General features: G+C 67.1%; 19 protein-coding genes and 2 tRNA genes. 13 read left to right on the forward strand and 8 right to left on the reverse strand.

From position 1 onward, the window contains the following. The first annotated feature begins 50 nt into the window (after window positions 1-50). Complete coding sequence (locus G6N66_RS18395) at window positions 51-830, forward strand: MmpS family transport accessory protein (RefSeq protein ID WP_085233100.1); 780 nt, start codon at window positions 51-53, stop codon at window positions 828-830. 4 nt (window positions 831-834) lie between these two features. Here G6N66_RS18395 and G6N66_RS18400 read toward each other — a convergent pair whose 3' ends face one another. Further along, the gene (locus G6N66_RS18400; RefSeq protein WP_085233101.1) at window positions 835-2,157 is read right to left on the reverse strand and encodes an MFS transporter; all 1,323 of its coding nucleotides are present in this window, start codon (window positions 2,155-2,157) and stop codon (window positions 835-837) included. 78 nt (window positions 2,158-2,235) lie between these two features. On the opposite strand from G6N66_RS18400, the gene cmrA reads away from it, so the two are divergent. Then, window positions 2,236-3,042, forward strand: a complete 807-nt coding sequence (cmrA, locus tag G6N66_RS18405; RefSeq protein WP_085233102.1) for a mycolate reductase — start codon at window positions 2,236-2,238, stop codon at window positions 3,040-3,042. Window positions 3,043-3,045: 3 nt separating this feature from the next. Here the strand turns inward: cmrA and G6N66_RS18410 are convergent, their stop codons facing one another. Next, on the reverse strand, window positions 3,046-4,596 hold the full coding sequence (locus tag G6N66_RS18410) for a helicase HerA-like domain-containing protein (RefSeq protein ID WP_085233103.1): 1,551 nt from the start codon (window positions 4,594-4,596) through the stop codon (window positions 3,046-3,048). A gap of 110 nt (window positions 4,597-4,706) precedes the next feature. On the opposite strand from G6N66_RS18410, the gene orn reads away from it, so the two are divergent. After that, a complete protein-coding gene (orn, locus tag G6N66_RS18415) occupies window positions 4,707-5,354 on the forward strand; it encodes an oligoribonuclease (protein WP_085233104.1) in 648 nt (215 codons plus the stop codon). 31 nt (window positions 5,355-5,385) lie between these two features. Beyond that, window positions 5,386-5,461 (forward strand) — tRNA-His (locus G6N66_RS18420). 57 nt (window positions 5,462-5,518) lie between these two features. Here G6N66_RS18420 and G6N66_RS18425 read toward each other — a convergent pair. Then, window positions 5,519-5,872, reverse strand: a complete 354-nt coding sequence (locus G6N66_RS18425) for a hypothetical protein (RefSeq protein WP_085233105.1) — start codon at window positions 5,870-5,872, stop codon at window positions 5,519-5,521. 154 nt (window positions 5,873-6,026) lie between these two features. Then, a complete protein-coding gene (locus tag G6N66_RS18430; RefSeq protein ID WP_372515640.1) occupies window positions 6,027-7,220 on the reverse strand; it encodes a L,D-transpeptidase in 1,194 nt (397 codons plus the stop codon). A gap of 303 nt (window positions 7,221-7,523) precedes the next feature. On the opposite strand from G6N66_RS18430, the gene G6N66_RS18435 reads away from it, so the two are divergent. The 3 genes from G6N66_RS18435 to G6N66_RS18445 all read left to right on the forward strand — a co-directional run bounded on the left by G6N66_RS18435 (window position 7,524) and on the right by G6N66_RS18445 (window position 10,755). Then, window positions 7,524-8,756, forward strand: a complete 1,233-nt coding sequence (locus G6N66_RS18435; RefSeq protein ID WP_085233107.1) for a GNAT family N-acetyltransferase — start codon at window positions 7,524-7,526, stop codon at window positions 8,754-8,756. Window positions 8,757-8,841: 85 nt separating this feature from the next. Beyond that, a tRNA-Lys gene (locus G6N66_RS18440) sits at window positions 8,842-8,914 on the forward strand. Between the two features lie 92 nt (window positions 8,915-9,006). Next, window positions 9,007-10,755: a DUF3556 domain-containing protein gene (locus G6N66_RS18445; protein WP_085233108.1), complete on the forward strand. Its 1,749-nt coding sequence runs from the start codon at window positions 9,007-9,009 to the stop codon at window positions 10,753-10,755. Here the strand turns inward: G6N66_RS18445 and G6N66_RS18450 are convergent. Next, window positions 10,742-10,969, reverse strand: coding sequence for a DUF3618 domain-containing protein (locus tag G6N66_RS18450; RefSeq protein WP_085233109.1), 228 nt, complete (start codon window positions 10,967-10,969; stop codon window positions 10,742-10,744). The two genes, G6N66_RS18445 and G6N66_RS18450, sit on opposite strands and share 14 nt — an antisense overlap. Before the next feature lie 194 nt (window positions 10,970-11,163). Between G6N66_RS18450 and bcp the strand changes: the two genes are divergently transcribed. The 3 genes from bcp (at window position 11,164) to G6N66_RS18465 (ending at window position 12,879) form a co-directional block, all read left to right on the forward strand. Then, window positions 11,164-11,637 carry a thioredoxin-dependent thiol peroxidase gene (gene bcp, locus G6N66_RS18455; protein ID WP_085233329.1) on the forward strand — a complete coding sequence of 158 codons (474 nt, stop codon included), beginning with the start codon at window positions 11,164-11,166 and terminating at the stop codon, window positions 11,635-11,637. Between the two features lie 153 nt (window positions 11,638-11,790). Then, window positions 11,791-12,291: a PE family protein gene (locus G6N66_RS18460; protein WP_139825231.1), complete on the forward strand. Its 501-nt coding sequence runs from the start codon at window positions 11,791-11,793 to the stop codon at window positions 12,289-12,291. A gap of 108 nt (window positions 12,292-12,399) precedes the next feature. Then, window positions 12,400-12,879 (forward strand): DUF3060 domain-containing protein, encoded by a 480-nt coding sequence (locus G6N66_RS18465; RefSeq protein WP_085233111.1) that lies wholly within the window; start codon window positions 12,400-12,402, stop codon window positions 12,877-12,879. Here G6N66_RS18465 and G6N66_RS18470 read toward each other — a convergent pair. After that, window positions 12,876-14,210, reverse strand: coding sequence for a dipeptidase (locus tag G6N66_RS18470; protein ID WP_085233112.1), 1,335 nt, complete (start codon window positions 14,208-14,210; stop codon window positions 12,876-12,878). The genes G6N66_RS18465 and G6N66_RS18470 overlap by 4 nt on opposite strands. Window positions 14,211-14,250: 40 nt before the next feature. Between G6N66_RS18470 and macS the strand changes: the two genes are divergently transcribed. From macS to G6N66_RS18485, 3 genes are all read left to right on the forward strand, one after another. Continuing rightward, complete coding sequence (gene macS, locus G6N66_RS18475) at window positions 14,251-15,396, forward strand: MacS family sensor histidine kinase (protein ID WP_085233113.1); 1,146 nt, start codon at window positions 14,251-14,253, stop codon at window positions 15,394-15,396. Then, window positions 15,389-16,045, forward strand: coding sequence for a response regulator (locus G6N66_RS18480; RefSeq protein ID WP_085233114.1), 657 nt, complete (start codon window positions 15,389-15,391; stop codon window positions 16,043-16,045). Before macS ends, G6N66_RS18480 begins: the two co-directional genes overlap by 8 nt. 66 nt (window positions 16,046-16,111) lie before the next feature. Continuing rightward, on the forward strand, window positions 16,112-17,917 hold the full coding sequence (locus G6N66_RS18485; RefSeq protein WP_085233115.1) for a DUF2339 domain-containing protein: 1,806 nt from the start codon (window positions 16,112-16,114) through the stop codon (window positions 17,915-17,917). A 10-nt stretch (window positions 17,918-17,927) separates the two neighbouring features. Here G6N66_RS18485 and qcrB read toward each other — a convergent pair whose 3' ends face one another. Both qcrB and acpS read right to left on the reverse strand, forming a co-directional pair. Beyond that, window positions 17,928-19,487, reverse strand: a complete 1,560-nt coding sequence (qcrB, locus tag G6N66_RS18490; protein ID WP_085233116.1) for a cytochrome bc1 complex cytochrome b subunit — start codon at window positions 19,485-19,487, stop codon at window positions 17,928-17,930. A gap of 143 nt (window positions 19,488-19,630) precedes the next feature. Continuing rightward, complete coding sequence (gene acpS, locus G6N66_RS18495) at window positions 19,631-20,023, reverse strand: holo-ACP synthase AcpS (RefSeq protein WP_085233117.1); 393 nt, start codon at window positions 20,021-20,023, stop codon at window positions 19,631-19,633. Window positions 20,024-20,042: the final 19 nt, after the last annotated feature.

The following is a 20,042-nucleotide window of genomic DNA, read 5'->3' on the forward strand; positions in this document are numbered from 1 at the left end:
ATCCGCGCGAACTTCCAGCGGGCGCGCCCAGCTTAGGTACCCTGCAATTCATGAGCGATCCACACCGAACGGAGCGGTTCGGTGCTGCTCAGCCTTGGTCCCGATCATCCGCGCCGCAGGGTCATCAGGACCCACCGCGCGTCGATCCCGCGTACGCCGACCAGGCGCCCTACGCGCCCGCGTACGGCGCGCCGCCGACGCAGTGGGCGCCGACCTCGAGCCAACCGAACCCGACCCAACAGTTGCCGCCGTATTGGCAATACGACCAGCCCCCGCCGGACGGAACGCCCACCGCGCGGCTTTCTCCCCCGCCGTCGGAGGGCCCGAAATCGCCGCGCTGGCTGTGGATTGCCGCGGCCGCGGCGGTCCTGCTGGTGGTGGGATTGGTCATCGCGCTGATCATCGCTAATGGCTCGATGAAGACACAGACCGCGGTCGAGCCGCTGCCCCCGATGCCCGGGCCGAGTTCGGCGTCGCCCCTGCCGACGACCAGGACGCACACCCCCAGCGCCGCGCCCTCCACCGCCCCGGGCGAGACCACCGAGTCGCCGGAACCCGGCGCGATGCAGCCCGTCGTCTACAACGTCAGCGGCGAAGGCCGCGCGATCAGCATCACGTACATGGACACCGGCGGCATGATTCAGACCGAGTTCAATGTGTCGCTGCCGTGGAGCAAAGAGGTCAGCCTGTCGAAGTCGGCCGCGCACCCGGCGAACGTCACGATCGTCAACATCGGCCACACGATCACCTGCTCGGTCACGGTGGCCGGGGTTCAGGTGCGCCAGCGGACCGGGGCGGGTATCACGATTTGCGACGCGCCGCTGTCCTAATGCTCTAGACCTGTTCCGCCGGGACGGCCGCACGGCGCGGCGGGACGCGGACCACCAGCATGGCCAGTAGGCCCGCGAGCAACACCAGCGAGATGCCACCCCATCCGGCACGGACGGCACCGAACGCATCGACGAACACGGAAAACAGCCACGGCGCAATGAACGACACCGCCCGCCCGGTCATGGTGTACAGACCGAAGGCGACCCCCTCCTTGCCGTGGTCCGCCATCTGCAGCAACAGCGCCCGCGACGACGCCAGCGCCGGGCCGAGGAAAAGAGCCAGCAGCAGTCCGCCCACCCAGAACGCCGCCCGGCCGTACAAGCCCAGCAGCGCGAGCTCGACGCCGACCATCACGGCCAGTGACCCGATGATGACCGGTTTGGATCCGATCCGATGGTCGACCAACCCGCCGAGCACGGCGCCCACAGCGGCGACGACGGACGCCGCCACCCCGAATACCAGGACGTCCCCCTGCGAGAGGCCGTACACGCTGACGCCCAGCACCGCGCCGAACGCCAAAATGCCCGTCAGCCCGTCCCGGAACAGCGCGCTGGCGCCCAGGAAGTAGACCAGATTGCGGTCGCGCCGCCACTCCCCCTTGATCTCCGACCACAGCCGCCGATACCCACCCAGCATGGTGGTCGTCGGGCCCACCGCGCCGGAGTCGGGCAGCCGGTGTGCGCCCAGCAGCAGCGGCAGGGCCAGCACAGCGAAGCACCCCGCGGCCAGCAGCATCGCCGTCCGGACGTAGAGCCCGTCGTGGGTGGGCACGTGCAGCAGCCCGCGCTCCGGACCGGTTCCGGCGATGAATCCGACGTAGATCAGCACCAGCAGCACCACGCTCCCGACGAATCCCGCCGCCGCGCCAATGCTGGACACCCGGCCGGCCGTCTCCGGCGTCGAGAGCTGGCGCAGCATCGCGTTGTAGGGCACGCTGGCCAGGTCGCAGCAGGCCGCCGTGGCCCCGAGCAGCACCAGCCCGGCCCACAAATAGCTGGGATCGGCGCGGATCAAATACATCGCGCAGGTCAGCGTCACCGCCCCGCCCGTTAACACGCTCATCGCCACCCGCCGGCGATGCGGAGACTCCACCCACACCCCGACCGCGGGCGCCAGCACCGCGATGGTCAGCCCGGCGATGGTCCCCGCGCGACCCAACCAACTCGCCGCGGTGGTGCCGCCGTGCAGGTTCGCCCCGACCGTGCCGGTCAGGTAGACGGAGAACACGAACGTCGCCACGATGGCGCTGAGGCCGGCCGAACCGGCGTCCCACAGCGCCCACGCCACCACCGGGGATCGCACGCCCCTCCGCCCCGGCTGATTCATGCAGGGGACTCTATCTGGCCCGCGGCGCCGGCTCTCTCTATCGGCGGCTCACAGGGGGCGGTGTCTACCATTGGCCGCATGCCGCTACCCGCTCCCAGCCCCGACGCGCGTGCCGTGGTGACCGGAGCTTCCCAAAACATCGGCGCGGCGCTGGCCACCGAACTCGCCGCCCGCGGGCACAGCCTGATCGTCACCGCGCGACGCGAGGACTTGCTCACCGACCTGGCCACGCGCCTATCCGACAAGTATCGCGTCGCGGTGGAAGTACGCCCCGCCGATCTAGCCGACCCGGCTCAACGGGCGAAGCTGTGCGACGAATTGGCCGCCCGCCCCGTGTCGATCCTGTGCGCCAACGCGGGGACGGCGACATTCGGTCCGGTGGCAGGCCTCGATCCGGCGGGCGAGAAGGCTCAGGTGCAGCTGAACGCCGTTGCGGTGCATGATCTTACGTTGGCGGTGCTGCCGGGTATGATCGAGCGCAAGGCCGGCGGCATCCTGATTTCCGGTTCGACGGCGGGCAATTCGCCGATCCCGTACAACGCCACCTATGCCGCGACGAAGGCGTTCGCGAATACCTTCAGCGAATCGTTGCGCGGCGAACTGCGCAACACCGGTGTGCACGTCACGCTGCTGGCCCCCGGGCCGGTGCGCACCGATCTGCCCGCTGACGCGGAACGATCCCTGGTGGAAAAGCTGGTCCCGGACTTCCTGTGGATCTCCACGGAGCACACCGCGCGGCGATCGCTGGATGCGTTGGAGCGCAACAAGATGCGCGTCGTCCCGGGCGTGACATCGAAGGCGATGTCGGTCGCGAGCGGGTATGCGCCGCGCGCGATCGTGGCGCCGATCGTGGGCGCGTTCTACAAGAAGCTCGGCGGCGGGTAGCGGCTACTTCCGGCGTCGGCCCGAGCCGAACAAGCCGCGGACAATCTCGCGTATCGCGGTGTTGAACCCGCTCTTCACCGTCGGGTCGCTGAGAACATCCTTCCACCAGGGGGGAGGCTTGGGCTCCCAGGGCGCTGGCATCGGCGGGATCTCGGAATCGGTTGGCAGCGGCGGAGATTCGGGCGCTCCGGAGTCCGGCGCCGCCTGCGGGGTCGCGTCGGGCTCGGGTGGCTGCTCGACCGTCTGCCCGTACTTGGCTTGCAGCGGGCTGGCTTTGACCGCTTCGACGATCGCGTCATCGCCGATAGCGCCCATCAGCGAGCGGGGAACGCGCATGCGCGTCCATGCCACGGGCGTCGGCGCACCCTTCTCCGAAAGCACGGTGACGACGGCCTCGCCGATACCCAGCGACGTCAGCGCCGATTCGAGGTCGTAGACATCGGTTTTCGGGTAGGTGCGGACGGTCTTGCTCAGCGCCTTCTGGTCGTCGGGGGTGAACGCGCGCAGCGCGTGCTGAATGCGCGCTCCCAGCTGGGACAGCACATCGTTGGGCACGTCGGTGGGCAGCTGGGTGCAGAAGAACACCCCGACGCCCTTGGAGCGAATCAGCTTGACCGTCTGCTCCACTTGGTCCAGGAATGCCTTCGAGGCTTCGGTGAACAACAGGTGCGCCTCGTCGAAGAAGAACACCAGCTTGGGCTTGTCCACGTCGCCGACCTCGGGCAGTTCGGCGAACAGGTCGGCCAGCAGCCACATCAGGAAGGTGGAAAAGATGATCGGGCGCAACGACTGGCCGCCGAACTCGAGGAGGGTGATGATGCCGCGTTCCTGGTCGTCGAACCGCAGCAGGTCGCGCGTATCAAGCTTCGGGTCGCCGAAGAACGTGTCGCCGCCTTCGCCCTCGAGGTTGACCAGCGCGCGCAGGATGACGCCCGCGGTCGTGGGCGACACTCCGCCCAGGTTTTTCAGATCGTCTTTGCCCTCGTCGCTGGTCAAATGGGCGATGACGGTGCGCAACTGGTTCAACGTGATCAGCGGACGGTCGTTCTCCTTCGCCCAATGGAAGATCAGCCCCAGCGTGGATTCTTGAGTAGCGTTGAGCCCCAACACCTTTGACAGCAGCACCGGGCCGAAGCTGGCAACGGTTGCCCGCACCGGCACCCCGATTCCGCCGGTGCCCAACGACAGAAACTCCACCGGGAATCTCGTGGCGGTCCAGTCGTCCCCGGTGTCCTTGGCGCGCGCCGCGGTTTTGTCGTTGGCCTGCCCCGGCCGGGACAGCCCAGACAGGTCGCCCTTCACGTCCGCCATCAGCACCGGAACGCCTGCCGCGCTGAGCTGCTCGGCGATCAGCTGCAACGTCTTGGTCTTGCCGGTGCCGGTCGCGCCGGCGACCAGACCGTGCCGGTTGATGGTGGCCAGCGGGATGCGGATCTGGGCGGTCGGGTCCGCCTGACCGTCGACGACGACGGTGCCCAACTCCAGGGCCTTACCCTCGACGGCATAACCAGCGGAAATCCGTTTGGCGGGCGTCCCCGCCGCTTCGGTGCTCATCGTGCCGCGTCCTTCTTCCCCGAGTAGTCGCCGCGCCGCCAGGCAAAGCTCACACTACTTGCCAGGGGGATGCAGGGGCAGGGCTGACGGTGGGCCTACTGTAGAGCGCTGTGCGCGACGAATTGGTGTGGATCGACTGCGAGATGACCGGCCTGGACGTGGGCTCGGACAAGCTGATCGAGATCGCGGCCCTGGTCACCGACGCCGATCTGAACATCCTCGGCGACGGAATCGATGTGGTGATCCACGCCGACGACGCCGCACTGTCCTCGATGATCGACGTCGTCACCGAAATGCACACGCGCTCCGGGCTCATCAACGAGGTGAAAGCGTCCGTCGTCGACGTGGCGACCGCCGAGGCGATGGTGCTCGACTACATCGGCGCACACGTCAAACAGCCCAAGACCGCGCCCCTGGCGGGCAACTCGATCGCCACCGATCGTTCGTTCATCGCCCGAGACATGCCCAAGCTGGACTCGTTTCTGCATTACCGGATGATCGACGTCAGCTCGATTAAGGAGCTGTGCCGGCGCTGGTATCCGCGCATCTACTTCGGTCAGCCGGCCAAGGGGCTCGCGCACCGCGCGCTGGCCGACATTCACGAATCCATCCGTGAGCTGCAGTTCTACCGGCGCACCGCGTTTGTTCCGCCGCCGGGCCCGCCGACCAGCGAAATCGCGCTGGTAGCGGCCGAGCTTGGTAACGGGTCCGACGCACCCGAAACAAACGATTCGGCCGACGAGGCACCGAGCGGCTAGTATCGACGTCGCCGCGCGGTAGGCGGCAATGGTGGCTGTAGTTCAGCTGGTAGAGCACCAGGTTGTGATCCTGGGTGTCGCGGGTTCGAGTCCCGTCAGCCACCCCATCGGTCAGAGGCGGCAACTAGCCGCCTCTGACCATTTTTGGAGAGCCCACGGCTCGCTCAGGGGCGCGGGTGGTTGTCGATATAGCAATTCGTGAGGCCCGGGCCGTTGCAGTAGAGGCCGTAGGGCGGCGGCGGCTTCGGCGGGGGGTTCTCCCCGTCCCAAATCGTCTTTGCCACATTCCCGTACGGGTAGGTGAAGTAGTACGTGTGGCAGATCGTCATGTCCCAGCGCAGTGGGTCGGTGACATGATTGCCGGTCTCCGGGAGGGGTTCTCCCGGGCACCAATGATGCGCCGGACCCCAGTCGCTGTTGTCGGCGTGGGCGAGCCCAGCGCCGAGCCCCAACGCGGCGCAGCCCAAGCCGGCGGACACCAGCAGAGCGCTTGCCGACCCCTTGATGAGTCCCTTCATTTCGATCCCTTTCGTTCGGCCCGTGCCGCGACGGTATCGCCGGTAACTTGCGGAATTCTTGCGTCCGCCTTGGGCTACCGATCCCAACAGGATCACTTCAGCGCGCGAGTTTCACCCGCGCGCAAGCCTGCTCGTCGCTCCGAAGGGCAAGACGTCAGGTGTCGGCGTTGCCGGCCTTCCACTGCGGCCAGGGGATGTTCCAGTCGCCGAGGCCCTCGGTGCCCGGAAGCGTGCCGCCCACGGTGTTGACGACCTCGACGATGTCACCGCGTTTGACGTGGTCATAGAACCACTCGGCATTGCTCGGGCTCACATTCAGGCACCCGTGGCTGGTGTTGGTGTGGCCCTGGGCGCCCACCGACCACGGCGCCGAGTGCACGAACACTCCGCTGTACGACATCTGAGTGGCCCACTCGACGTCGGTGCGATATCCGTTGGGCGAGTTGACCGGTACACCGTAGGTCGACGAGTCCATGATGATGTGCTTGAACCGCCCGCCGATGATGTAGACGCCGTTGGCCGTCGGGGTGCTGTCCTTGCCCATCGACGTCGGCATGGTCTTGACCACTTCGCCGTTGATCCGAACCGTGACCATTTTCGTGGTGTCGTCGGCGGTCGCGATGACCTCGTCGCCGATGGTGAAGTGCGTCTTGACGTTGTCCTCGCCGAACATTCCGTCACCCAGGTCGACACCGTAGGTGTTGACCGCGACATCGATCGTCGTACCCGGCTTGTAGAAATGCTCTGGGCGCCAACGCACTTCGCGGTTGTTCAGCCAGTAGAACGCGCCCTCGACGGGTGGGTTGGTGGTGATGACGATGGCCTTCTGGGCAGCGGCGCGGTTGGTGATGTTCTCGTCGAAGCGGATCGCGACCGGCTCGCCGACGCCGACCACCTCGCCGTCGCCGGGATTGACGTAGGGCATCGTCAGGTGCGCAGGCGAGCTGGTCCGGAAGGTCATCTGCCGGGTGGCCGCGCCGCCCAGGCCGAGCGCCTTGACGCTCAGCGTGTAGCGCCGGTTGTAACCGAGCTGGTCGGTGGTGGCCCAGCGCAGCCCGTCCGGGCTGAGCTGACCGCTAACCGCCTTGCCGTTCTCGTTGACCATCGTCACCGAACCCAGCACCCCGTCGGCGACGCTGACGGTCACGGGCGCATCCACGGTGACCCCGACGGCACCGTCGGCCACCGAGGACGTGAGCTTGGGAACAAGCAGATCGGCGAACGGCGTGCCCTTGTCGAAGATGACCTTCGCCGGCGCGGCGCTGTGGCTGCTGCCGCACCCCACGGCAGCAAACAAAAACAGGGCAACAACCAGTAACGATCGGCCGCTGCGCAAAGGCGTTCTCAAGTGACCTTCCAAGTGCGAGGGGTTTACTCTTGGTCACCGCTGACCAGACACAGTGCATGCATTCTAAATGTTCGCGGCCGCTCGCCACGCGGAGATGGAACCGGTCAGCGGTTCAGTGTCGCCATCGTGACAGATTCTCCACGTGGTGTGCGAAAACAGCTGGTAGCAGGCGATCAAGGCGCGGCGAATTGCCCCCGGTCGGACCCGTCATGCCCACCCCCGTTTGACCGGCCAGCACCCGGGTACCGCACGCAAGCGGGATAAGCGCCGGTTCGGCTGGCTCACAAGCGGATTGGATCAACGATGAACACGACCGACGACGCCATCGAAATCAGGCATCCCACCGAGAGCGATTGGCAGGCGGTCTACGAAAACCAGGCGCGCGCTTTCGGCGATCCGATCACCACGGCGGACGTCGAAGCCTGGAAACGTCGGGTCCGGCTTGAGGACATTCTGATCGCCGAGGACGTCTCGCACGACCCACTGCTGGTAGGAACCTCGATCATCTACCGGACGCGGCTCACCGTGCCGGGTGGCGGCGGTCTGCGGGCCGCGTGGCTGACGATGATCAGCGTCGCGTCGACCCATCAGGGCAAGCAGGTATGGGCGCAGCTCAGCGCTCAGGGGCTGGGAATCCTCATCGACCGCGGCTACCCGGTGATCTGTGGCGTCCCCACCCAAACGGCGATCTACGACGGATTCGGCGCCGGCGTGGCCAGCTATTCGCAGACCTACTCCATCGATCGCCGCGGCGCGAAGCTGCGAGCCGCCCCGGGGAAAAACCGCGCCCGCGAGGTCAACGCCGCCGACGCGCGCACGCATCTGCCGGAAATCTACGAGCGCTGGTGCGCGGCAACCAATGGGGCGGTGAGCCGCGACCGCGCCTGGTGGGCCGACCATCTGGAGGATCGGCCGACGCTGCGAGGCAGGGCGTCGGCGCTGAACTACACCATCCATCCGGACGGCTTCCTTACCTATCGCGTCGTCTCCGACACTCCGCACGCTTTCCGGCCGCCGCTGGGCACCGTGGTGGTGCAGGACTTTTGCCCGATCACCGACGACGCTCACACCGAGCTGCTCGAAACGTTGTTGGCGATGGAGATGTTCGACACCATCGAGATCGAAGTGCCGCCCGACGATCCGCTGCCGCTGAAGCTCTCCGACCAGCGGGCCGCCCACACCAAGGGCATGGACGACTACCTGTGGGTACGGATCAACGACGTGCCCGAGGTGCTGGGAAGCCGCGTGTACGGCGCCGACACCGACCTCGTGCTGGAAATCACCGACCCGCTCGGCCTCGCCGGCGGTCGGTTCCTGCTGCAGACTCGTGACGGCGTCGGCAAATGCACGCCACATGACGGGCCGCCGGACGTCGAATTGGGTCTCGCTGCGCTGACGACGATCTTCATGGGGGCGCACCGAGCGTCCCAACTGTCCCGCGCGGGCCGCATCACCGAGCTGCGCGCGGGCGCGCTGCGCGACCTGGACGCCGCATTCGACGTCGAGCGGGCACCGTACTGCGGGACACTTTTCTGATCGGTGCAGCTACCCTGGAAGGGTTCCGAGATTTCGTTCTGCGACAGAACGCCTGTTATTGTCGCAACGCGGTCACGGCCGACCGGCGCCGTTAGCTCAGTTGGTAGAGCAGCTGACTCTTAATCAGCGGGTCCGGGGTTCGAAACCCTGACGGCGCACTTCTGGGGGCATTTTTGTGCCTGGGCTTCGCACCAGCGGTCGGTGCGGGTAGTTTCTTTCGTCACCGTCACTTGGTGCCGAAGGAGCCGCAATGGGGTTCATCCAGCCCAACCTGCCCGTCGTCGACGTCGCCGAGTGGACCAAGCTCTCGCGGGCCGAGCGGATCGTGCCAATGGCACGCCATATCGCCGCGAACGGGTTCGGCACCCCGCTGATCATGCATGTGATGTACGGCGTGAAGATCGGGCTGTACATCCTCGGCGGTTGGCTGTTCGCCTGGTCCACAACGGGTATCGGCAGCTTCACCAACGTCGCGGCGTGGTGGACCGAACCGATCGTGTTCCAAAAGGCAGTGCTCTACACGATGCTCTTCGAAGTCGTCGGTCTGGGTTGCTGCTTCGGTCCGCTGGCCGGTCGCTACTTTCCGCCGATGGGTTCGATCCTCTACTGGCTGCGACCGGGCACCATCCGGCTACCGCCGTGGCCGGGCCGGGTGCCGATGACCAAGGGCAGCAACAGGACTTGGTTCGACGCACTGCTCTACGGCGCGCTGCTGGTGCTGCTCGCGAGCGCGCTGGTGTCCGACGGCAGCGGCCCAATACCCGTGCTGCACACGGCAATCGGTGTGCTACCACGCTGGCACACCATCGCGATCCTGACGGTCCTGGCCGTGCTCGGCGTGCGCGACAAGATCATCTTCCTGGCCGCCCGCGGCGAGGTGTACGCGCCGCTGGCGTTGGTGTTCGCGTTCTCCGGGGCCGACATCATCGTCGGGGCCAAGGTCGTGTTCATGGTGATCTGGCTGGGCGCGGCGACCTCAAAGCTCAACCGGCACTTCCCCTTCGTGATCTCCACGATGCTGGCTAACAACCCGTTCATCCCGTCGGGACCGCTCAAGCGGTCGATGTTTCGGCACTATCCAGATGACCTGCGGCCCAGCGGATTGGCGGGGTTCATCGCCCACTTCTCCACCGCGGTAGAGGGTTTGGTGCCATTGGCGCTGTTCTTCTCCCACGGCGGCTGGCTGACCGCCGCTGCCGCCTTCGTGATGATCGTGTTTCACCTCAACATCCTGCTGGCCTTCCCGATGGGCGTGCCGCTGGAATGGAACGTCTTCATGATCTTCGGGGTGCTCTGGCTGTTCGTCGCGCACGCGCCCCTGGGGTTGTCGGACGTCACCAACCCGGTGCCGATCGTCGCGCTGTTCGTCGTCGTCGCCGGAACCGTCGTGGTCGGAAACCTCTACCCGCGCAAGGTTTCCTTCTTACCCGGCATGCGCTATTACGCCGGCAACTGGGACACCACGGTGTGGTGCGTCAAGCCGTCGGTCGACGAAAAGATCCGTATCGGCTCCCGCGCGCTCGGCCCGTTGCAGCACCTGCAGCTCGAACGGTTGTACAAGTCCAAGGAGGACACCCTCGTCCCGTTGCACCTGGCCTTGGCGTTCCGCGGGATGAACACCCACGGCCGCGCGCTGTATACCCTGGTGCACCGCGCGCTGGCAGATTACAACGAGGACGACTACAACCTGTGCGAGGGCGAGACCCTGTGCGCGGTGGTGCTCGGTTGGAACTTCGGCGACGGGCATCTGCACAACGAGTGCCTGATCGAGGCGCTCCAGGAGCGGTGCGGGTTCGAGCCCGGCGACGTGCGGGTGGTGATTCTCGACTCGCAACCCATCCACCGCCAGACCCAGGAATACCGCCTCGTGGACGCGGCCACCGGGGAATTCGAGCGCGGCTACGTCAACGTCGCGGACATGGCCGACGCCCAGCCGTGGGCCGATGACCTACCGATACATGTCCAGCGCAGCGGCGCGGATGCCGTCAGCGATTCCTGACGCGGTGCACCACGACCACCACGACGAGCGCCCCAACCCCGGCCAGTGACGCCGTGACCACGGGTTTTCTGACGAACTCGATCACCCGGGCCTTCAGATCGTCGGCGAGGCGGCGGGGGTTGGCGCGCTCGGCAAGGGAGTCGACGGTGGCCGCCAGCTGATCGCGAGCGACGTCAATGTCCTGCTTGATGGCTTCGGGGTCGCGGTCCGCCACGTGTCTGTCCTCCAACTCACCCAGTCGGCCTGGTGCACTGAGGCACTACCCTAGTGCCGACAATCCCGTGCGCCGAAAGCGGAAGCACTGACCGCGAGCCGAACCTGGCTGCGATTTCGCGGCGCGGTTTTCGCAGTGGGGTTCGGCTCGCGGGTTGGCGCCCGGACACCGACGACTATTTCAAGGAGAGAACCGTGACGGAGACCACGCGGCTGGCGCCCGGGGATAAGGCGCCCGCGTTCAGCCTGCCCGACGCCGACGGCAACAAGGTGTCGCTGTCCGACTTCAAGGGCCGCCGGGTCGTCGTGTATTTCTATCCGGCGGCCTCGACGCCGGGATGCACGAAACAGGCCTGCGATTTCCGCGACAGCCTTGCCGAGCTCAACGACGCCGGCCTTGACGTCGTCGGCATCTCCCCCGACAAGCCGGAGAAGCTGGCGAAATTCCGTGATGCCGAGAAGCTGACGTTCCCCTTACTGTCCGATCCGGAGCGCAAGGTGTTGACCGCCTGGGGCGCCTATGGCGAAAAGCAGATGTACGGCAAGACCGTCACGGGCGTCATCCGCTCGACATTCGTCGTCGACGAAAAGGGCAAGATCGCCGTCGCGCAGTACAACGTCAAGGCCACCGGTCACGTGGCCAAGCTGCGCCGCGACCTGTCGGTCTAGCGGCACGCTCCGCCGCTGCCGGCCTGTCTATGAATTCGATTTCAGTAGCCGACTACTGCACCCCACCGCGTGAGTTCGTGTGAGCCTAGGTTGAGCGCCGGGCCGCGACCCTAGCTCGCCCAGGTCGGCTCGATGAGCTGGTGGAGGACAGACATGCCGTATGTGCTCGCCGCGCCGGAAATGATGACGGCGGCGGCCGGGGATCTGGCAGGCATCGGTTCGGCGCTGAGCAAGGCGCATGCGGCGGCGGCAGCCCCGACCGTCGGGCTGGTACCCGCGGCCGCCGACGAGGTGTCAGCGGGTATCGCGCACCTGTTCTCGCGGTACGCCGAGGACTTTCAGGGGCTGGCGGGGCGGGCCGCGGCGTTTCATGAGCACTTTGCACAACACTTGACGGAGGCCGCGCACTCGTATGCCGGTGCCGAGGCCATCAATGTCGCGAATTTGCGTTGGCTGCTTGAGAATGCGGGCGTATTCGCCGCGAGTCAGTATCTGTTCGCAACGCTGCGAAGCGAAAACGTATTCTTCCAAATTCTGCAGCAGGTGCTGGAGCCGATACGCGCGATATTGGGGCTGAGCCTCCTTCTGCTTCTTCTCTCGGGGGCCTACGTATTCGTGCTGCTGAGCAATTTCTTGGGTCAACTGGGGCTCTAAAACGCCAGGCCCTGAGATCACTAGCCGCCCGGGCGCAAGAATCTCGCAAGCGCGTCGCGGCAAACTAGCAGCGCGCTCCTTAATCGGAGCGGCCAAAGGGAGCCGACCATGAACACCCCAGACCCCGAGGACTACATCCGCGAGCACGAACGCGGGATCAATCAGCCGTCGGACACGCCCCGACCGCGGCCGCTACAAGGGGTCGCGAAACTTGCCAACACCACCCGGGGACGGCTGGTGTTGGCGTGTGCGGTCGCGGGCGCGGTCGCGATCGCGGTGTTCTTGGGTCAGTACGCCGGCAAGACCACCGTGCACGGGAACCTCACCATGATCAACAACGGCGCGAAGGACACGATCGACTGCAACGACGGAAACCTCAGGCTGGACGGGGACAACAACACCTACACCGTCACCGGCCACTGTCGCAGGCTTGACATCTTCGGCAGCGCGAATCATGTCGTCGTCGACAGCGCCGATACCATCGGCGCGTTCGGCGACGACAACGCGGTGATCTACCACTCCGGGTCGCCGACGATCAACAAGACCGGCAACAACAACACCGTCTGGCGAGGCCAAAGCACCCGTTAGGCCAAATTGGCCAGCAGCAGCGCTTCGGAGATCGCCGCGCGTTCCAGCACACCCAGATGGACGCTTTCGTTGACGCTGTGCGCCTGTGTCGCGGGGTCTTCCACCCCCATCACGAGCAGCTTCGCCTCGGGGAAGGCGGCGGCGAACTCGGCGATGAACGGAATCGAACCGCCAATCCCCACATCGACCGGGTCGGCGCCCCACGCCTGCCGGAAGGCCGCACGCGCGGCGTCATACACCGGCCCGCGGGCCTCGATGGCGTACGGCTCGCCGATCTCGCCGCGCTCGACGCTAACCCGCGCACCCCACGGGACGTGGCGCCGCAGATGATCGGTCAACGCGTCCAGGTGGGCCTTGGCGTCGCCGCCGGGCGGGACGCGCATGCTGATCTTGGCGCGGGCCCGCGGGATGAGCGTATTGGATGCTGCCGCAACGGATGTGGTGTCGATACCGATCACGGTGATCGCAGGCTTGGCCCAAAGTCGCTGCGGCACAGACCCAGAGCCGATCTCCGACACCCCGTCCAACAGCCCGGTATCGGCGCGCACCCGCTCGGGCGGGAAGTCCGGATAGTTCAAGGCGGCGGCGTTCGTTTCGTGCAGGCCGGCCACAGCCACGTTGCCGTCGTCGTCGTGCAGGCTGGCGAGCAGGCGCACCAGCACGCTCAGCGCGTCGGGTATCACTCCGCCCCACAGGCCGGAGTGCAGCCCGTGGTCGAGCGTGGCCACCTCGACCACGCAGTCGACCAGTCCCCGCAGCGATATTGTCAGCGCCGGCACCTCGGTGCTCCAGTTGTCCGAGTCGGCGATGACGATGACGTCGGCGGCCAACGCATCGCGGTGCGCGGCCAGCAGCCGGCCCAACGACGGCGACCCCGATTCCTCCTCGCCCTCGACGAAGACCGTCACGCCCACCGGCGGTCGGCCGCCATGCGCCCGGAAGGCCGCCAAATGCGTTGCGATACCGGCCTTGTCGTCGGCGCTGCCCCGTCCGTAGAGTCGGCCACCGCGTTCGGTCGGTTCGAACGGCGGGGACACCCACTGCTCGTGATTTCCTTCGGGCTGCACGTCATGGTGGGCATACAACAGCACGGTCGGAGCACCCGGTGGCGCCGGATACCGGGCGATGACCGCGGGCGCGCCGCCCTCGCTGACAGTGCGGACATCGTCAAAACCAGCCTGCGACAACAGTTCTACGACGGCCTGTGCGCTGCGATGCACCTCGTCACGCCGGCCGGGGTCGGCCCACACCGATTCGATCCGCACCAAGTCCTCGAGGTCGCGACGCACCGAAGGCAAGACGTCGCGAACTCGCTCAACCAGATCAGTCATGGTTTTCAGGCTAGCGAACGCCGCCCCCTAAGCTGGGCCTGTGACCCGCGGTCCCGATCCGACCGCGCCGCTCTGGCGGGCGGCGCAGGCGTTTCGCCTCTTGAGCTGCCTTTACGCGCTCGGCTTCCAAACGGCGATCAACTCCGATTTGCGGCACCCCACGACCGCATGGGTGCTGTTCGGCGTGCTGATGGCATGGAGTGCGGCGTGCGCGGTCGCGTACCTGCGCGGGTTCGGACGTCGGCCGGCGTGGGTAATCGCGGAGATCATCGTCGTCGTGCTGCTGATGTGGTCCAACAAAGTGGTCGCGTCACCACAGTGGGCGGCCGACAACCAGACCTGGCCGACCACGCTGTGGGCCAGCAACCCCACGATTTCGGCGGCGCTGCAGTTCGGGCCGGTCGGCGGCATGCTGACCGGGCTGATAGTGATGGCCACCAACTTTGCCGTCAAGAACTACCTGACCCTCAACCTGGGGCACAACGCCAGCATCATCATCGAGCTGGCGATCGGGTTGGCCATCGGCATGGCCGCGCGCACCGCCCGGCGCGCCCACGACGAACTGCAACGAGCCGCGCAACTCTCCGCCGCCGTGGAGGAACGCGAGCGGCTATCCCGGCAAGTGCATGACGGCGTTATCCAGGTGCTGGCGCTGGTGGCCAAGCGGGGCCGCGAAATCGGTGGTGCCACATCCGATTTGGCGGATTTGGCGAGCGAGCAAGAACGCGCGCTGCGACGATGGCTGTCGTCGGCGGCCCTCGACGGCGACACCAAGCACGACGGGGACGTCGACCTGCGCGCGCTGCTGCGGCGCCGGGAGTCCGATCGCGTGACCCTGAGCCTGCCCGGAACCGCCGTGACCCTGGAACGGCGCGTGGCCAGCGAGCTGGACGCCGCCGTGGGCAATGCCCTCGACAACGTGCGCTCGCACGCGGGTCCGGACGCCCACGCCTTCGTGTTGCTGGAGGACCTGGGCGATTCGGTTGCGGTCAGCGTGCGCGACGACGGCGTCGGCATTCCGGCCGGGCGGCTCGAAGAGGCGGCCCGTCAGGGACGGTTGGGCGTCTCGCAGTCGATCGTGGGCAGGCTGGCGTCGCTGGGCGGCACCGCACAACTGCGCACCGACGTCGGCGAAGGCACGGAGTGGGAGCTGTGCGTGCCGCGGCAGAATACAAAGCATGGCTGAGCGAGCCCTGCCCACCGTGATGGTCGTCGACGACCATCCGATCTGGCGCGACGCGGTCGCCCGTGACCTCGCCGACGACGGGTTCGACGTGGTGGCCACCGCCGACGGCGTGGCCGCGGCGCGACGGCGAGCGGCCGTGGTCAAACCCGACGTGGTGCTGATGGACATGCAGCTGGCCGACGGCACCGGCGTGCAGGCCACCACGGAAGTGCTCGCGGTGTCGCCCTCCTCACGGGTGCTGGTCCTGTCGGCCTCCGACGAACGCGACGACGTCCTCGACGCGGTCAAGGCCGGGGCGACCGGATACCTGGTCAAAAGCGCGTCGAAGGCCGAACTGTGCGAAGCGGTGCAGGCCACCGCGGCCGGGCGCGCGGTCTTCACCCCGAGCCTGGCCGGCTTGGTCCTGGGTGAGTATCGGCGCATCGCGCACAGCGGCGATGACGGGCCGGTTCGCCCCAGCCTCACCGAACGCGAGACCGAGGTGCTGCGCTACGTAGCAAAAGGGTTGTCCGCCAAGCAGATTGCCGAGAAGCTGTCGCTGAGCCACCGGACGGTGGAAAACCACGTCCAGGCGACGTTCCGCAAGCTGCAGGTGGCCAACCGGGTGGAGTTGACCCGCTACGCGATCGAGCACGGCCTGGACCAATAGCGCTCGCACGCGGATTGGGTAGTCCTACTCATCCATTCCGCCGCATAACCCGGCAACGTGGCCGCCATGACCGAACCGCCCCGTTCCGACCGTGCCGTCTTTGCCAGGCTCTCCGAACAATTCGACGCCCTATCCCGGCAGATGTCCCGCGTCTCCGGCGAGCTCGTCGAACTCGACCGGGTGATCGCCGCTGCGGGGGGCGCGACGCCCAACCCGGCTCCGCCGCCGCACCAGAACACGACGCCCTACTGGTATCCGCAGTGGCCGCAGTACTACCCGCCCGCCGCACCGGCACCAGCGCCGACGTTCGCCTACGCGGCGCCGCCCCAGCCCCGTCCGGCGGCGCCCGAGCCGGCGGCGGAGTCGGGCTGGATCGGCAAACTGCTCGCCGTCGCCGGGGTGGCCGTGACGTTGGTCGGTGTGGTGTTGCTGCTGGTGTTGGCCGCCAAGGCGGGCCTGCTGCGGCCCGAGATTCGGGTGGCCGGCGGTACGGCATTGTCGATCGCGCTCGTCGGCGTCGCGGTGTGGATGCGCACCCGGCCCGGTGGGCGGATCGGGGCGATCGCGCTGGCCGCCACCGGCATCGCCGCGGCGTATCTGGACGTCATCGCGATCACCACCATCTACGGCTGGGCGCCGGCGCCCGTCGGCCTCGTCATCGCCGCCGTCGTCGGCGCTGCCGGCCTGACCCTGGCCCGCCGCTGGGACTCCGAACACCTTGGGCTGCTGGTGCTGGTGCCGCTGATCGGCCTGGCCCCGGTCCTCACCAACGGCGTCGACCTGCTGCTCGTCGCCTTCATGATGGCCCTGTCGGCCGCCGCCTTGCCGGTGCAACTCGGCAAGGACTGGACGTGGATGCATGCGGCCCGGATCGCGGCCGTATCCGTGCCGCTGTTGGTGACGCTGATCGGCATCAGCCCGCATGACAACCCGCTGCTCATCGGCGGCGCCTGCGGTGTGGCCGCGCTCCTCGCGATCGCGAGCGGCCTCGTCCTGATGCGCTCCACCACCGACCCGGCGGCGTTGGCTGTGCTCACGGCATGCGGAACGCTGCCGGTACTTGCCTCGGCAATCGGGGTCAACCAGGTGCTCGCCGCGGTGCTGGCGGCCGCGCTCGCGGTGGGCATGCTGTGCATCGTGCTGGCCGCCACCGCGCTCCCCCGCATCGTCACGCAGATCTGGTCGGCGTTGTCGGCGGTTTCGGGGCTGATTGCCGTAGACGTCGCACTGCAGGGCTACGTCGAGGGCCCGGTGCTGCTGGCGTTGGCCATCATCATCGCCGTGGCCGGCCGCAGCGCCGTCGTGGCGCGTTGGGCCGCAGCCGGATTCGGCGTCCTCGGGGTCGGCTTGTTCTTCTCCTACGCGCCCCTGGATGCACTGTTGCGGGCGACCGTCGTCCCGACCCACATTGCGGTGTGCGTTCTGGCCGCCAGCGTGCTCGTCGTCGGGTTCGTGGTCGCGATGGCACGAGCGTGCGCCGGCCTTGGGCGTCGCGACCCCGACCTTGCCCGGGTGCTCGGCGGAGCCGCCGGAGGGTTAACCGTCTACGCCGCAACCGCGTTCACCGTCACTGCCGGTGTCCTCGTCGGCGGGACCGGCGGCGGCTTCCTGGCCGGCCACATGGTGGCCACCATCTGCTGGATCGGCATGGCGGCCGCGCTGTTCGTCTACGCGCTGCGACGGGCCGACCGCGAACACCGCACGGCGCCAATCACCGCCGGGCTCGCGCTCACCGCGGCCGCCACGGCGAAGCTGTTCCTCTTCGACCTGGCCACGCTGGACGGCATTTTCCGGGTGGCGGCGTTCATTGTCGTGGGGTTGGTGCTGCTGGGCATGGGCGCCGGCTACGCCCGCAGCCTCGCCGACAGGTAGGCGCGCGCCACTAACGCCCAGCGACGCGCAGCGCGGTGAGGGCGCGTCGCTCGGCTTCGTGTTCGGCCTGCGACAACGCCGCGTCCTCGGCGGCCGGATCGGGGAAGAGGAAGCCGCCGGAACCGGGCCTGCCGCCGAGACCTAATTTGTTCATCCGCTTGGGAATTGGCGCCCCCGCGTACTCCAGCGGAACCGGGTTCAGCGGTTGATGGAGTTCCACGTAGGCGCCGTGCGGCAGCCGCTTGATGATGCCGGTCTCGACGCCGTGCTCGAGCACCGCGCGGTCACTGCGCTGCAGCCCGATGCACCACCGATACGTGATGAAGTAGATGATCGGCGGCAGGATGACCATGCCGATCCGCCCGATCCACGTCGTCGCGTTCAGCGAGATGTGGAACTTCAACGCGATGATGTCGTTCATCGTCGACAGCGTGAGCACCAGGTAGAACGAAATCGCCATGGCGCCAACCGAAGTGCGCACCGGCACATCTCGGGGCCGCTGCAGCAGGTTGTGGTGTGCGCGATCGCCGGTGAACCGCTTCTCCAGGAACGGGTAGATCGTCAGCAGGGTGAAAATCACCCCCATGATCAGCGCGACGGCGGTGGGCGCGGGCACCGTGTGATGGCCGATGTAGAGTTCCCACGCCGGCCACAGCCGCTGCAGGCCGTCCGGCCACATCATGTAGAAGTCCGGCTGCGATCCCGCCGAAACTTGGGACGCCGTATAGGGACCCAGCTGCCAGATCGGGTTGATCTGCAGCAGGCCACCCATCAGGCCCAGCACCCCGACGACGACGGCGAAAAACGCGCCGGACTTGACCGCGAAAATCGGCATCACACGCACCCCGACGACGTTGGTTTCGGTGCGGGCCGGACCCGGGAACTGAGTGTGCTTTTGGAACCACACGAAGGCCAGGTGCACCGCGATGAGGACCAGGATGATCCCCGGCAACAGCAGGACATGCAGCGCGTAAAGACGGGGAATCAACGCGGTGCCGGGGAAGTCGCCGCCGAATAGCGCCCAATGCAGCCAGGTGCCAACTACGGGTATCCCCAACGTGATTGACGAGAGCGCGGCGCGCAGTCCGATCCCGGATAGCAGGTCGTCGGGCAGCGAGTAGCCGAAATATCCCTCAAACATGCTGAGAATCAATAGAATCGAGCCGATTACCCAGTTCGCTTCGCGCGGCCGGCGAAACGCACCGGTGAAGAAGACGCGGGCCAGGTGCACCATGATCGCCGCGACGAACATCAAGGCGGCCCAGTGGTGCACCTGGCGGACGAACAGCCCGCCGCGGACTTCGAAGGAGATGTTGAGGGCGGACTCGTAGGCCCGCGACATGTCGACGCCTCGCAGCGGCTGGTAGGCGCCGTGATAGGTGACCTCGGTCATCGACGGATCGAAGAACAGCGTCAGGTACACGCCGGTGATCAGCAACACGACGAAGCTGTACATCGCGATCTCGCCGAGCAGAAACGACCAGTGTGTCGGGAACACCTTGTTGAGCTGGCGGCGCAGCGCGGCCGACGGGTGATAGCGGCTGTCGATATCGGCCAGTTGCAGGCTCACGGGCGATCATCCCCTCAGGGCCGAACCGCCGCACCGCGGCCCAGCCGCTCCACGCATCTACTATCACCCGTAGTACCACGCCGCGTAGTAGTTCGTCTACCCGTAAGCCCGATTTGACGCGAAATCGCCGGAAAACGGCGTACCTAATTGGTTTCGAGGATGGCGACCGCGGCGGCGGTATCGCCCTCGTGGCACAACGACACGTGGATCGTCACGTCGGCCAGGTGCTTGGCGATGTCGCCGGTCAACCGAACCCGCGGCCGCCCCCACATGTCGGTGACCACCTCGATGTCCCGGTGAATGTCCTCCCGCAGCACGGGGCGTTGGGCGAACCGCGATCCGGACCAGGCCTTGATCACCGCCTCCTTGGCGGCCCAGCGGGCCGCCAAGTGCCGCGCCGCCGACGAACTCTTGTCCGAGGCGTCGCGGCGCTCGCCGGGGGTGAAGGTCTCCGAGAACGCGGTGCCCGGTTGGTCGACCTGCTCGGCGAAATCAGGAATCGAGACGAGGTCGATCCCCACTCCGACGATGCCCATGAAGCGCCAGGTTAACCGA

Source organism: Mycobacterium conspicuum, assembly GCF_010730195.1.
GTDB classification, from domain to species: Bacteria; Actinomycetota; Actinomycetes; order Mycobacteriales; family Mycobacteriaceae; genus Mycobacterium; species Mycobacterium conspicuum.

Coding starts and splice junctions, on each gene's coding strand:
- G6N66_RS18445 (WP_085233108.1), top strand. CDS start 9,007: ATGGGGTTCATCCAGCCCAACCTGCCCGTCGTCGACGTCGCCGAGTGG.
- G6N66_RS18400 (WP_085233101.1), bottom strand. CDS start 2,157: ATGAATCAGCCGGGGCGGAGGGGCGTGCGATCCCCGGTGGTGGCGTGG.
- G6N66_RS18425 (WP_085233105.1), bottom strand. CDS start 5,872: ATGAAGGGACTCATCAAGGGGTCGGCAAGCGCTCTGCTGGTGTCCGCC.
- G6N66_RS18485 (WP_085233115.1), top strand. CDS start 16,112: ATGACCGAACCGCCCCGTTCCGACCGTGCCGTCTTTGCCAGGCTCTCC.
- G6N66_RS18460 (WP_139825231.1), top strand. CDS start 11,791: ATGCCGTATGTGCTCGCCGCGCCGGAAATGATGACGGCGGCGGCCGGG.
- G6N66_RS18435 (WP_085233107.1), top strand. CDS start 7,524: ATGAACACGACCGACGACGCCATCGAAATCAGGCATCCCACCGAGAGC.
- G6N66_RS18465 (WP_085233111.1), top strand. CDS start 12,400: ATGAACACCCCAGACCCCGAGGACTACATCCGCGAGCACGAACGCGGG.
- cmrA (WP_085233102.1), top strand. CDS start 2,236: ATGCCGCTACCCGCTCCCAGCCCCGACGCGCGTGCCGTGGTGACCGGA.
- G6N66_RS18410 (WP_085233103.1), bottom strand. CDS start 4,596: ATGAGCACCGAAGCGGCGGGGACGCCCGCCAAACGGATTTCCGCTGGT.
- G6N66_RS18470 (WP_085233112.1), bottom strand. CDS start 14,210: ATGACTGATCTGGTTGAGCGAGTTCGCGACGTCTTGCCTTCGGTGCGT.
- acpS (WP_085233117.1), bottom strand. CDS start 20,023: ATGGGCATCGTCGGAGTGGGGATCGACCTCGTCTCGATTCCTGATTTC.
- G6N66_RS18395 (WP_085233100.1), top strand. CDS start 51: ATGAGCGATCCACACCGAACGGAGCGGTTCGGTGCTGCTCAGCCTTGG.
- G6N66_RS18480 (WP_085233114.1), top strand. CDS start 15,389: ATGGCTGAGCGAGCCCTGCCCACCGTGATGGTCGTCGACGACCATCCG.